Source organism: Variovorax sp. RCC_210 (assembly GCF_041355175.1).
Lineage (GTDB): Bacteria > Pseudomonadota > Gammaproteobacteria > Burkholderiales > Burkholderiaceae_C > Variovorax.
In genome coordinates this window covers 188,037-200,706 of record NZ_JBFUPJ010000012.1, presented here as the reverse complement: position 1 = coordinate 200,706, position 12,670 = coordinate 188,037, and the positions used below count along the sequence as shown (strand labels likewise).

Here is a 12,670-nt window from a genome sequence, read left to right as displayed (position 1 = left end):
TCAGGGCATCGGGTCGCGATCAGGCGACCTTCGGTTCCGGCAGGATCGACGTCAGCGCAAAGTCGATGAGATACAGCCACGTCGCCTCCAGCCCCATGATGCTGTGGTGGTCCGAGCCCGGCACGGTCTGCACGCTGATGGGCGTCGGCCACGCTTCGATGAGCCTGGCGGAGCGTTCGGGCAGCACCACGTCGTCGCGCTCGGCGAGCAGCACCTGCGTCTTCGCGGCCACCTCGCGGCTGTGTTCGAGCGAGTTGAACTGGTGGCGCAACAGCAGCGACAGCGGCACCAGCGGAAAGCGCCGCTTGGCCACCTGCAGCATCGAGTCGTAGGGCGTCACCAGCTGCAGGCTCGCGAACTCCTGCCGCGCCACCAGCTGGATGGCCACGCCCGTTCCCAGGCTGCGGCCCACCACGTGCAGCCGCGCATGCGGGAGCGCGCGGCGCAGGTGGTTGGCGAACTGCGCGGCGTCTTCGACAGAGGCGATTTCCGACGGCCGCCCCTGCGAGTCGGCCACCCCCCGGTAGTTGAGCGCGGCAAAGCCGAAGCCCTCCGGCAGCCAGTGCAGCATCTGCGCGGTGGCGCGCACGTCTTCGCCGCGGCCCGCGAAGTAGATGAACAGGTCCTGCAGCGCGTCTTCGCCCTGCGGGTGATACACGTAGCCGCGCACCATGCCGCCCGGCACCGTGTGCGAGTAGGTGGAGAAATCTTCGGACAGATGAACGACGGGCAGCTTGCGCGCGTTGAACAGGATGTCGCCCTGGCGCGTGGCCAGCAGCGTCCAGTACGCGGCAAGGCTGCCGATGGCGGCCGCCGAGGCCGACAGGGCGACACGAAAGACTTTGTTGGATGACAAGTGAGAAGCTCCCGGGAAAGACTGAAAGGTCGCCAGCAGGGCCGGCGGTTTCAGGGCCTAGTTTCGCCGCGTTGCAGCAACCCCGCGCATCGGCGGTGGAAAGCCGGGGCGCCGGCTATCCGCGATCGCTTTCCCATGCATCAACCATTCGGGCCAGCATCTGTGCCTGTTCGTCGGTGGGCCACGGGTGCGGCGCGCGCATCGAGGACTCGATGAGCGCGGCGGCCTGTGCCGTTTGTGCGCTGCCATGTTGCGCCGCGGCCTCGTGCAAGCGGCGGGCAGCGTGCAGGCCTGCGTCGCGCTCATGCAGGGCCGTGGCTTGGAGCAGCGCGTCGATGGCCACGTCGACATCGCCTGCTTCGTCGCTCGCGTGCGACGGGTCTTGCGGGGCTGCGGCTCCACCGTGCGGCACCAGCTTCACCCCGCACCAATGTTCGATGGCTGCCTTCAGCCGCGCCAGCCGAATGGGCTTGCTCAGCACGTTGTCCATGCCGGCGAGGGTGCAGCGCTGCAGGTGCTCTTCGCCCGTCGAAGCCGAGATGGCAATGATGGGCACGCGCCCGCGCTGTTGCCCGGCCTCGAAGCGGCGCAGCTCGGCGCCCAGCGTGTAGCCATCCTTGTCGGGCAGGTCGACGTCCATCAGCACGAGCTGGAAATTTTCTTCCGCAAAGAGCGCCATGGCGCGCGCGGCATCGGGCGCCACCACGGGCTCGCAGCCCAGGCTCAGCAACTGCGCGCGCAGCACCTCCTGGTTGGCGGGCGTGTCTTCGACCACCAGCACGCGAACACCGCTGCTCGCCACGCTGAAAGGGCGAGCGGGCGCTTGCTCACCGTGTGCGAATACGTGCGGGTCGGGCGCCTCTTCTTGCGCCGCCTGCTGCGAGTTTTCAACGGCCAGCTCGGCCATCAGCGCCAGTGTAACCGTCGTGCCCTGCCCGGGCATGCTGGTCATCGACAACGTGCCGCCCATCAGCGTCGCGAGTTCGCGGCTGATGAACAGGCCCAGCCCCGTTCCCCCCGCGCGCCCGTACGAATCGGCGGCCTGCGCATAGGGCTGGAACAGCCGCGCCTGCGTCTGCCCGGAAATGCCGACGCCCGTGTCGGTCACGTCGATGGTCAGCCGCCTGAAGGCCGGCGCGTCGGCATCGTCCACGCGCACGGCAATGTCCACCCCGCCCGCCTCGGTGAACTTGATCGCGTTCGAGACAAGGTTGCGCAGCACCTGGGCCACGCGCGCCTCGTCCAGCATCAGCCACGCGGTGGGGGTGTGCAGGGTCACGGTCAGCGCGATGTTCTTTTCTTTCGCGCGCAGGCGATGCAGCTCGGCCACGCTGCGCACGAGCGCCGCCGCGTCGGTCGGCGTGCGCGTCAGCCCGGGCGGCACAGCGTTCGCGCCGGTCGGGTCCAGGCCCTCGTCGAGCACCCGCAGCAACGCCTGGCCGCCCTGGTCGGCAAGGTCTGCAAGGTGCTGCTGGCCCTTGTCCATGGGCGTCAGGCGCAGCAACTCCACGGCGCCCAGCATCGCGTTCATCGGCGAGCGCATTTCATGGTTGGTGAGCGAGAGAAAGTGCGTCTTCTCGCGCTCGTTGCGCCGGGCCGCCTGCCGCCGCCGACGGGTCTGGTACGCAAGCGCCACCAGCAGCAGCAGCGCCAGCAAGGCCAGCAGCGATTCGCGCACGTAATGCCGCGCGACGACGGTCACGAAGGGCATGTCGAAGTCGGCCTGGCCCAGCCATCGGCCGTAGATGTCGCGGCGCTCTTCGAGCGTCAGCGTCTTCAGCAACTTGTCGAGCACGGACAGCGCCACGGGGTCGTCCGCGCGCACGCCGAAATCGAGCTGCAGCGAGATGTAGGGCACCACGCCCGCAATCTGCAGGTACGCCTTGAACTCGCGGTCCAGGTACGGCAGCACGAAGGCTTCCGTGGCAATGCCGACATCGGCAGCACCATCGCGCACCGACGCCAGCAGCTGCCGCGCCGAATCGGTCACCACGAAGGTCGATTTCGGCAACTGCTTGCGCAGCACGGCCTCGTACGGCGACTGCCGGCCGATGGCGATGGACATGCCGTTCAGCTGCACGGCGTCGAGCAACAGGGAGCGGTCCGCCTGCGTGACGACGAGCCCCGTGCTGACCTGGTGGCGCGCGGTGTACGCGATGGCGACGTCGGGCGAAGGCGCGCCCAGCGGCCTGTTGTCGGACACCACGTCGATGTCGCCGCGCACCAGCATCTGCCTGCAGGCCACGCGGTCGGGGCAGGGCACCGGGCTCAGGCGGATGCCGGCCTTGGCCGCCATCGCGCGCAGGTATTCGACGGAGAGACCGTGCGGCTCGCCGTTCTCGAAATACTCGATGGGCTGGATGTTCGCGACGAAGCCGACGCGCAACGCGGGGTGCCGCGCGACCCACTGCTGCTCTTCGCCGGTCAACAAGTCTTTGTCGGCGGGCAGGTGTGCAGCCGCCGCGGCGCCTGCCAGCAGCAGGCTCAGCACCAATGCGGGAATCGCAAGCAAGGCCTTCATGCGCAGCCTCATCGGTCACCGCTCGCCACTGCCACGGCCATCGGCGGCGCGCCCGCAACGAGCCTTGCCAGCAGCGCGGCGTAGTCTTCGTCGTGCCATGGCGCTTGCGCGCGCAGCAGCGACTCGATGCCGCCGGCGGGCTGCGCGATGTGTTGCCAGCCCAGGGTCAGCGCGGCGCCGTGCAGGCGGTGCGCAGCGCGCAACGCGGCGTCGGCATCGCGCAATGCCACGGCGCGCAGCAGGTCGCGCACATCGCGCGACAAGGCATCGCGCACTTGCGGCAGTTTGCCCACCTCTTCAACCGCTTCGTTCGACGTCACGACGTCCGTTGCCGGCGCCAGGCTCACGTCGCACCACAGCTCGATGGCATTGCGCAGCTTGGCCAGGCCGATGGGCTTGCCCAGCACGCCGTCCATGCCCGCGTCGAAACAGCGTTCGGTGTGCGCGGTGCCGGTCGTGGCCGAAATGGCGAGGATGGGCGCGCGCACGGGCGCGATCTCCATGCGCCGCAGGGCGCTCGCCACTGCGTAGCCGTCCTGGCCGGGCAGCTCGCAATCCATGAGCACCAGGTCGAAGCGCTCGTCGGCGAATGCAGCCAGTGCCTGCGCGCCGTTGGCGGCCACGCGCAACGTGCAACCGAAGCCGCGCACCTGGGCGCGAATCGCTTCCTGGTTCGCGGGTGCGTCTTCGACCAGCAGGATGCGCACTGCGGAGATTGATGAAGCCGCGGCAAGCGTGCCGGCCGGAGAAGGCGTGTGCGCATCCAGATCCGATGGCGGCTCGACCGGGCCCGGCGCGCTCTGCGCAATCTGCGCGCGCAGCGACAAGGTCACCGTCGTGCCTTTGCCCGTTTCGCTTGCCAGAGACAGCGTGCCGCCCATCAGCAAAGCCAGTTCGCGGCAGACCGCCAGCCCCAGGCCGGTGCCGCCTGAGCGCTTGTAGGTGTTGGCCGCCTGCGCGTAGGGCTCGAACAGCCGTGCCTGGTTGTGAGCCACGATGCCGATGCCGGTGTCGGCCACGGAGAGGGCCAGTTGCACCTTGCCTTGCCCCTCGCCGCGTGCGTCGCTGGGCACGCAGCCCACGCGAACATCGATGCCGCCGACCTCGGTGAACTTCACCGCGTTCGACAGCAGGATGTTCAACACGCGCGCCACCCGCGCCTCGTCCAGCAGCAACCAGCACGCGTCCGCCGCGGTGTGCACGGTGAGCGCGAGCTGCTTCGCATCGGCGTCGGCGCGATGCAGCTGCGCGACCTGGTGCACGAAGGCGGTGACGTCCACCGGCGCGAGCGACAGCTTCAGCTGGCGCGCCTCGAGCCGGGAATAGTCGAGCACGTCGTCCAGCAGCCCGAGCAGCGCGCGGCCGGCCCTGTCCGCCATGCCGGCCAGGCGCCGTTGCGCGCGGGTGAGCGGCGTGCGCTCCAGCAGCTCGACGGCCGCGAGGATGGCGTTCATCGGCGAGCGCACCTCGTGGCTCATCACCGCCAGGAAGCGCGCCTTCTCGCCCTCGTTGCGCATCGCGCGCAGGCGCTGCCGGTGCGCCTGGTAGACGAGCCCCGCCAACAGCAAGGCGATCAACGCCAGCAGCAGGAACTCGGTCATGTACTCGCTGGCGAGCGCCTTGAAAGAGGGGGTGTCGAAGGCGTCGGCCTCGAGCCAGCGGCTGTAGACCTGCGCCAGCTCTTCGCCGCTGACAGAGAAGATCGACTTCTGCAAGACCGCGTACATCACCGGCTCGTCTTGCCTGACGGCCAGCACGTACTGGCTCGAGTACTCCGACAGCACCCCCGATATCTGCAGCACGCCCTTGAAGCGGCGATACAGGTAGGGCAGCGTGTTCAGCTGCGTGGCCACGGCCACGTCCGCGCTGCCGTTCGCAACGGCCGTGAGCAGGTCGAGGGCCGAGCGGTACTCGGTCAATGTCGAATCCGGCAGCTCGGCGCGCAATGTGTCGATGAACGGATGCAGGGCCGTGGCGATCTTCTTTCCGTTCAGCTCCGGAATGCCGGCAATGAACCGCTCCCCCGCCCGGGTGACCACCATCAAGGGGAACCCGATGCGCGTGCGGGTGTAGAGCAGGCCCTGCTCCTGCACCGGCGCGCCGACCGCGCGCATGAGAGACATCGCATCCGCCTGGCCGCGCCGCATCATGTCGGCGCCGGCTTCGTTGCTGTCGACCGCGACATAGCGAAACTCCGCCCCGCTTTTTTGCTCGAGCACTTTCAGGTATTCGGAGGCGATGCCCTTGAGCTCGCCGCCTTCCATGTACTGCACCGGCTTGGCGTCGGAGGCGATCGCGATACGCACCACGGGGCGGCCGGCGATCCAGGCGCGCTCTTCAGGGCTCAGGTTGCTCGGCTGGGCGGGCATGTCCGCGCTGGCCAGGGTGCACAGGCACGCGAGCGAGAGCGGAACGAGCGAACGCCACGGGGTCATGAGACGCCGATCATGGACCTGTTTCGCAGGGGTCGGCAGGTATCTGGCGAAGGGCAATGCGGGATGCGCCGGGCGACAGACGCGACCGTCCTCGACCTTGCCGGGAACGGAATCTTTCAGCGGTTCTCCCGATGCGCCACCCCGTGCTCATCCGTCCACCGCCCCGACCACGTCAGCGGATACAGCTGCTGCCGCCAGAACCCCTCGGGCACATAGCCGCCCACCACGCCGTAGTTGTCGGGCCAGACCTTGTTCCTGTCGGTCTTCACCGCGGTGCCGAACAGGTAGTCCCAGAACGCGAAGTGCGCGGCGTAGCAGCGGTCCAGGCCCTCCGCATCGCGGCTGTGGTGCCAGTGGTGGAAGTTGGGCGTCACGACCAGGTAGCGCAGCAGCCCCAGCCGCACCGACGCGTTGGTGTGGTTGAACACCGCCTGCACGCCCGCGATGACGATGTACACGTTGATCACGCTCTGCGAAAAGCCCAGCAGGAACGCGGGCGCAAGAATGACCACGGTCGACAGCACGGTCTCCACGCCGTGGGTGCGGCTGCCCGAGATCCAGTCCATGTGCTCGGCGCTGTGGTGAATGGAATGCAGCCGCCAGCCGATGGCGGTCTGGTGATAGAAGCGGTGCAGCCAGTAGCGCGCGAAGTCGGTGATCAACATCAGCAGCAACAGCGCCCAGCCGAACGGCAGGTTTCGAAACCAGCCGCGCAGCGTGTCCTGCGCGACCGGGTGCACGCCAGCGAACATGCCGGTCGCGCCATAAAGAATGGCGTAGACCAGGAACAGCGTGAGCCCCACCAGCAGGTGGCCGGTCACGAAGTACATGAAATCGGTTTGCCACCCCTTGCGAAACACCGGCATGTCGGCGCGCAGCGGCCTGAGCTTCTCGATGGTGGTGAACAGCAGCGTGGTCGCCAGCAGGTCGAAGATGAACCAGTCGACGCCCAGGTAGGGCATGTTCGCGGGCAGCGGCACCGCGCTCGCCGGCAGCCAGCCCTGCCCCGCCGTGCTCACGCCCAGTTGCGAGCCGACCACCGCCACCGCCAGCCAGAACAGCGCCCAGGCCGACAGCCGCCGCACGCGGTTGAAGACGATGTTGGTCAGCGCCAGCGCGCCGCACAGCACCATGGCCGCCAGCAGCACGCCGCGCATGGCGTCGAAGCTCAACACTTCGCGCACCTTGGGCGTGCTGAGGAAGGCGGGAAACTGGAACATCAGCACGGCCAGCATGCTGAAGTTGGCCAGCACCAGCGCGACCATGCCGCTGACCATGCCCTTGCCGCGGCGCAGCGGGCCGTGCGACAGGGCCAGGTCGACGCCCTTGCGCACTTCAGATGCGAGGTCGTTCTTCAGTCGGTCGACGGCGTCCGTGGACGAGGGCGCGGGGGGTGGTGCTGAAGATGATGTGGGCGTGGGCATGCGTCGTCGGTCGTTGGGTGGCGACCGAGTATCGATGCGCCATGCCCGCTAGCGCCCCAGGTGCTTGTCGAAGAAACGCGCGATATCGCCAAATGCTTCTCGCGTTTCCGGCGCATCGGGGTTGATGCCGTACTGCGCGTGCGACTGCCCTTCGTACACGTTCAGCTCGGCCTCGACGCCGGCGCGGCGCAGCTTGCGGTGCGTGCGCACGGTGTTCGACAGGAACAGGTCGCGCGTGCCGGTGGTCAGGATGGCCGGCGGAAAGCCCTTGAAGTCGCCGTAGATGGGCGAGAGCTGCGGGTCTTTCAGGTCGCGTCCGCCGGCGTAGAGCAGCGCGGCGCGGCCGAGCCAGCCGTCCCAGGTAACGAGGATGTTGTCGACCCACTCGTTGGTCTGGTAGGTGTCGCCGATCTTGGCGATGTCGGACCACGGCGTGCCCGGCGCGATGGCCGCGGGCAGCGGCACGTTCTCGGCCTTGGCGCGCAGCACCAGCGCCAGCGTCATCGCGCCGCCGGTGGAGGTGCCGAACACGCCCATGCCGCGCGCGCGGTTGGTCTTGAGCAGCTCCTTCCACACCGCCATGGCGTCGTCCATGGCCGCGGGGTACGGGTAGTCGGGCGGCATGCGGTAGTCGACCGACACCACCTTGTAGCCGCCGATGCTCGCGAGCAGCATGGCCTCGGGCAGCGCCGCCTCGCCGGGGCCGAACACGTAGCCGCCGCCGTGCACGTGCATCAGCAGGCGCCGCTCGTTGCCCGGCGCGAACTTGTTGGGCGTGACGACGAACACGTTCACCCCGGCGATCTTGGTGGGCAGCACGCTCACGCCCAGCTTCTGCTTGAGCGCCGGAATCGCGGCAATCACCGGTGCGGCGCGGCTGTTGACCAGCGCCTTCCACTCGGCGGCGTTCTTGGGCTCGGCGTTGAAGTGCGCCGGATACGGCGCCCCGATCAGCGCCTGCATCTGCGGACTGACGTCGTTGGTCGGCGTGGGCAGCGTCTGCGCCGGCGAGCGCCGCGCACCGGGCTGCGCGTTGGCGGTGGCTTGCGCGGTGGCTTTCTCGGTGTAGGTCTGCGGCACCTGCGAACAGGCGGCGAGCACGGCGGTGGCCAGCAGCGCGGCGAAAGAGGCAATCCGGTGGTTCATCGTCTTTTCCTGAGTTGCGCCGTGATGCTCTCATTGGCGCGGCGCAGGGGGCCTCCGTTCAAACCCCACCTGGAGCCCGCCGGCATGGGCGCAGTTGAAACAGCGCTGCTACATCTGGCCGGCCCGGGCTCGGAGGCAGCGCGCATGCAGCGCGCATGCGGGGCGGCCTCGCGGCGGGCTTCAGGCCATCGCGCCCGGTATCTTCTTCTCGCAGTACGCGAGGAACTGGTTGATCTCCGCCGCCTTGTCGAACACCGCGTCCGCACCCAGGCGCAGGCATTCGGCCCGGTTGCCGGCGGAGGCCGCGTTGGTCAGCGCCACGACCACGCCCTTCACCCGCGCCTTGCCCCTGCGCTTGCCGTTGCCATCGCCGTTGCTGGCGTCTTCGACGCGTGCGCCGGCCACCGCCGCCAGCACGCCCAGCCCCGAGCCCTGCGCCAGGTTCAGGTCGACCACCAGCAGGTGCCAGGCGCCGTCGTTGGCGCGCAACCACGCGACCGCCTCGGCCTCCGAGGGCGCCGCGCCCATCACCTCGGCGCGCAGGTAGCCCTCGATGACGACCTTCAGGCTGTCCTGGATCAGCGGTTCGTCCTCGACGATGTAGACGGCAAGTTTCATGGCAGCCACGCTCGGGCTTTCGCGCGCGCGGGGATGTAGGCAAAGGGCGCGTCCGGGTGATGACGCCGCCGCTTTCGGCGGCATTCAGCGAAATCTCGGCGGGATTCCGACGCAGTGCCGACGCAGTGCCGACGCAGTGCCGACGCGGTGCCGACGCCGTGCCGACCGCATGAAACGGCCCGGGCCACGCCACAATGTCGGCTCTTCGAGCCCGCCACCCCACGCCCTGGCCTTTCTGCCCTCCTGCCGTCCTCGCCCCGTGTTGTCCATTCGCACCCCCACCCTGTCGGCCCGCCTCCTGCTGGTTGCCTCCGCGGCGCTGCTGCCGCTGGCCGTCGTCTGCGGCTTCGCGCTGCACGGGCTGCTGCAGGGGCAGCGCCAGCAGACGCAGACCTCCACGCTCGGCGTGGCGCGCGCGCTGGCCACGGCGGTGGACAGCGAACTGCGCCTCACCGTGGCCGCGCTGCAGGCGCTGGCGCTGACGGAGCCGCTGGGCGCGCCGGAGTCTTCGGGCCTGGTCGACGCGCTGCTGCTGTCGAAGGCGCTGCGCGCCTCGCATCCGGAGTGGCGCGGCGTGCTGCTGGTGGCGCCCAACGGCAAGGTCATCTTCAGCACCGAAGGCGCCGTCACCGGCACGGGCGAGAACGTGGTCGAGGCCGCGAGCCTGGCCCAGGTGGTGCACAACGGGCAGCCCGCGGTCGGCCCGCTCACGCCCGGGCCGCGGGGCAACCCGGCCTTCGCGGTGCGCGTGCCGGTGGTGCGCAACGGCGAGGTGCGCTACGTGCTCACGGCCATCGTGCGGCCCGAGGCCATTCACGCGGTGCTGATGCGCCAGCGCGTGCCCGAGGGCTGGGCGGCCTCGGTGTTCGACTCCAACGACCTGCGCGTGGCGCGCTCGCGCGAAGACGCGCGTTTTAGGGGCCAGGCGCCCAGCGACTCGCTGAAGGCGCTGCTCGGCTCGCGCCGCGACCGCCAGGAGTTCGTCGGCAGCACGCGCAACGTGGACGGCACGCACGTGCAGACGGCCGTGTCGCGGCTGGACTTCGCGCCTTGGACGGTGGCGCTGGGCGCCCCCACGGCGGTCGCCGAAGACGCGATGCGCCGCACGCTCATCGCCTACGGCAGCGGACTGCTGTTCTCGCTGCTGCTGGGCGCCCTGGCCGCCTGGTGGATGTCGCGCGCCATCACGCGCCCGATGGCGCGGCTGCGCCAGAACGCCGACGCGCTCGGCCTGGGCCAGCCGGTGAGCGACGTGCGCTCGGGCATCGCCGAGGTCGACGCCGTGGGCAACGCGCTGACCTCGGCCGCCACCCAGCGCCAGCGGCACGAGGTGGAACGCGAGCGCCTGCTCGGGGCCGAGCGCGACGCCCGCACTTCGGCACAGGGCGCGCAACGGCGGCTGGAGCGCCTGGTGAGCGCCAGCGCCGCGCTGTCGCGCTCGCTCGAGGAAGACTCCACGCTGCACGCCATTGCCGAGGTGATCGTGCCCGAGGTGGCCGACCTGTGCCGCATCGACCTGCTCGACGAACACGACGTGCTGCAGCGCAAGCTCACACACCATGCCGACCCCGCGCGCGGCGCGCAGATCGCAGCCATGGTGGGCACGCGCGAAGCGCCGGCCGACGTCCCCGGCTTTTTTCCGTGGGCGATTGCCACCGGCCAGACCTTTCTGCACAACCTCGACGAGCCCGGCCTGCTCGACAACGCGCACCCGCAGCTGCGCGACTTCGTGCAGGGGCTGGGCATTACCGCGGGCTGCGTGGTGCCGCTGGTGGCGCGCGGCCGCACCATCGGCGCCATGGCCATCCTGCAGGACCGCTCGAAGCGCCGCTTCGGGCCGGAAGACGGCGCGCTCATCGGCGAGCTGGCGCAGCGCGCGGCGCTGGCGCTGGACAACGTGCGCCTGCTGGCCCGCGCGCGCCAGGCCCAGGCGCAGGCCGAGGTGGCCAGCAAGGCCAAGGACGAGTTCCTGGCCATGCTGGGCCACGAGCTGCGCAACCCGCTGGCCCCCATTTCGCTGGCGCTCACGCTCATCGAGCGGCGCGACCCGGCGGCGTTTCCGCGCGAGCGGCAGATCATCGAGCGGCAGGTCAGGCACCTGTCGCGGCTCGTCGACGACCTGCTCGACATCTCGCGCATCGTGTCCGGAAAGATCGTGCTGCGGCCCGAGCGCGTCGACCTGCGCGACACGGTGGCCAAGGCACTGGAGCTCACCCTGCCCGCCCTGCAGGCGCGCGGGCAGATGCCGCATGTGCTGCTGCCCGACGCGCCGGTGAGCGTGCAGGGCGACCCGCTGCGGCTCGCGCAGATCGTGGGCAACCTGCTGAACAACGCCGCCAAGTTCACCCAGCCCGACGAGCGCATCGACATCGCGCTGCGCACGCACGACGGGCACGCGGAGCTGACCGTGGCCGACGCCGGCATCGGCATTGCGCCCGCGCTGCTGTCGCAGGTGTTCGAGCGTTTCGTGCAGGGCGAGCAGCAGCTGCAGCGCGCCGCGGGCGGGCTCGGGCTGGGCCTGGCCATTGCGCACAGCCTGACGCGGCTGCACGGCGGCACCATCGAGGCGCACTCCGCCGGGCCCGGGCAGGGCAGCACCTTCACCGTGCGGCTGCCGCTGGCACGCACCGAGGCCGCGTTGCCGCTGCCTGCAGCCAGCGCCAGCGCCGACACCCGCCCGCGGCTGCGCATGCTGCTGGTCGACGACAACCGCGACGCGCTGGTGGTGCTGGCCGACTGGTTCACGCTGGAAGGCCACGACGTGAGCACCGCCGACAGCGCGGAGCGCGCGCTGGAGCTGTTGCAAGCGCAGTCGGCGCTTTTCGACGCAGGCATCTTCGACGTGGGCCTGCCGGGCATGAGCGGGCACGACCTGGCGCGGCGCGTGCGCGCGGACGCGCGCTGGCAAGGCATGGTGCTGCTCGCGCTGACGGGCTACGGCCAGGAGTCGGACCGCGACAAGGCGCGCTCGGCGGGCTTCGACGCGCACTTTGCGAAGCCGCCGGACCTGGAGCGCATTCAGGATGCGCTGTACCGCGGCTGAGCGTCGTCCCTGCTTGCTAGATATAGATATAGATACAGATACCGGTCAGGCGCCCGTCCACCCTCGCGCCGCGGCGCGCGCCAGGAAGGAGCGCACCACCAGCCGGTGGAAGGGCGTGATCACGAAGAGGTAGACGCGGCCGAACGGGTTGTGGCAATGCACGGCCGTGGTCGCGACCAGCTCGCGCCCCGCGCCGCCGGCGGTGGCGCGCTGCAGCACCGAGGCCCTGAAGTCCAGGTGCCGGTCGTTTTCACCGAGGATGAGTTCGTTGCGGTGGCGCGCCACGATGGGAAAGAAGTCGATGTGCGTGGCCGAGGCGTCGCCGCCCAGTTCGCGGCGAATCTTCGCCGCGGTCTTGATGCCGAACGGCGCGACGATGGCGTCCCTGCAGGCCAGCAGCGCACGAAACCACGGGGCCGGGTTGCCGAACACCGCGCGCGCCAGCAGCTCGGTGTCTTGCGGCGCACCGGCCGGCAGCGTGATCGCGAAGGCGTCGGCCAGATGCGCATCGCCGAACAGGTGGGCGATGTCGCTTTCGGCGGGCAAGGCGACGGCTCTCACGGGGTTCACCGGGTTCATCGGTTGTTGGGTCATGGCCGCATTGTGCGACCGGGGCTGTGTTCTCGG

At 69.9% G+C, this 12,670-nt stretch carries 8 protein-coding genes; 1 reads left to right on the top strand and 7 read right to left on the bottom strand.

Annotated features, from left to right (window positions below; translation table 11 throughout):
• Window positions 1–19 precede the first annotated feature (19 nt).
• From AB6807_RS28200 to AB6807_RS28175, 6 genes are all read right to left on the bottom strand, one after another.
• Window positions 20–856, bottom strand: coding sequence for an alpha/beta hydrolase (locus AB6807_RS28200; RefSeq protein WP_371087139.1), 837 nt, complete (start codon window positions 854–856; stop codon window positions 20–22).
• 115 nt (window positions 857–971) lie between these two features.
• On the bottom strand, window positions 972–3,377 hold the full coding sequence (locus AB6807_RS28195) for an ATP-binding protein (protein ID WP_371087138.1): 2,406 nt from the start codon (window positions 3,375–3,377) through the stop codon (window positions 972–974).
• Window positions 3,378–3,385: 8 nt separating this feature from the next.
• Window positions 3,386–5,812: an ATP-binding protein gene (locus AB6807_RS28190; RefSeq protein WP_371087137.1), complete on the bottom strand. Its 2,427-nt coding sequence runs from the start codon at window positions 5,810–5,812 to the stop codon at window positions 3,386–3,388.
• A gap of 116 nt (window positions 5,813–5,928) precedes the next feature.
• The gene (locus AB6807_RS28185) at window positions 5,929–7,236 is read right to left on the bottom strand and encodes a sterol desaturase family protein (RefSeq protein WP_371087136.1); all 1,308 of its coding nucleotides are present in this window, start codon (window positions 7,234–7,236) and stop codon (window positions 5,929–5,931) included.
• A 48-nt stretch (window positions 7,237–7,284) separates the two neighbouring features.
• On the bottom strand, window positions 7,285–8,382 hold the full coding sequence (locus AB6807_RS28180; RefSeq protein ID WP_371087135.1) for an alpha/beta hydrolase: 1,098 nt from the start codon (window positions 8,380–8,382) through the stop codon (window positions 7,285–7,287).
• 180 nt (window positions 8,383–8,562) lie between these two features.
• Window positions 8,563–9,000: a hypothetical protein gene (locus tag AB6807_RS28175; protein ID WP_371087134.1), complete on the bottom strand. Its 438-nt coding sequence runs from the start codon at window positions 8,998–9,000 to the stop codon at window positions 8,563–8,565.
• A 259-nt stretch (window positions 9,001–9,259) separates the two neighbouring features.
• On the opposite strand from AB6807_RS28175, the gene AB6807_RS28170 reads away from it, so the two are divergent.
• Complete coding sequence (locus AB6807_RS28170) at window positions 9,260–12,043, top strand: ATP-binding protein (protein WP_371087133.1); 2,784 nt, start codon at window positions 9,260–9,262, stop codon at window positions 12,041–12,043.
• A 45-nt stretch (window positions 12,044–12,088) separates the two neighbouring features.
• On the opposite strand, the gene AB6807_RS28165 is transcribed toward AB6807_RS28170, so the two are convergent.
• Window positions 12,089–12,637 carry a DUF2867 domain-containing protein gene (locus AB6807_RS28165; protein ID WP_371087132.1) on the bottom strand — a complete coding sequence of 183 codons (549 nt, stop codon included), beginning with the start codon at window positions 12,635–12,637 and terminating at the stop codon, window positions 12,089–12,091.
• Window positions 12,638–12,670: the final 33 nt, after the last annotated feature.

Bases quoted from the DNA above. Each gene is read 5' to 3' on its own strand.
- AB6807_RS28195 (WP_371087138.1), bottom strand. From the start codon at position 3,377: ATGAAGGCCTTGCTTGCGATTCCCGCATTGGTGCTGAGCCTGCTGCTG.
- AB6807_RS28190 (WP_371087137.1), bottom strand. From the start codon at position 5,812: ATGACCCCGTGGCGTTCGCTCGTTCCGCTCTCGCTCGCGTGCCTGTGC.
- AB6807_RS28185 (WP_371087136.1), bottom strand. From the start codon at position 7,236: ATGCCCACGCCCACATCATCTTCAGCACCACCCCCCGCGCCCTCGTCC.
- AB6807_RS28180 (WP_371087135.1), bottom strand. From the start codon at position 8,382: ATGAACCACCGGATTGCCTCTTTCGCCGCGCTGCTGGCCACCGCCGTG.
- AB6807_RS28175 (WP_371087134.1), bottom strand. From the start codon at position 9,000: ATGAAACTTGCCGTCTACATCGTCGAGGACGAACCGCTGATCCAGGAC.
- AB6807_RS28165 (WP_371087132.1), bottom strand. From the start codon at position 12,637: ATGACCCAACAACCGATGAACCCGGTGAACCCCGTGAGAGCCGTCGCC.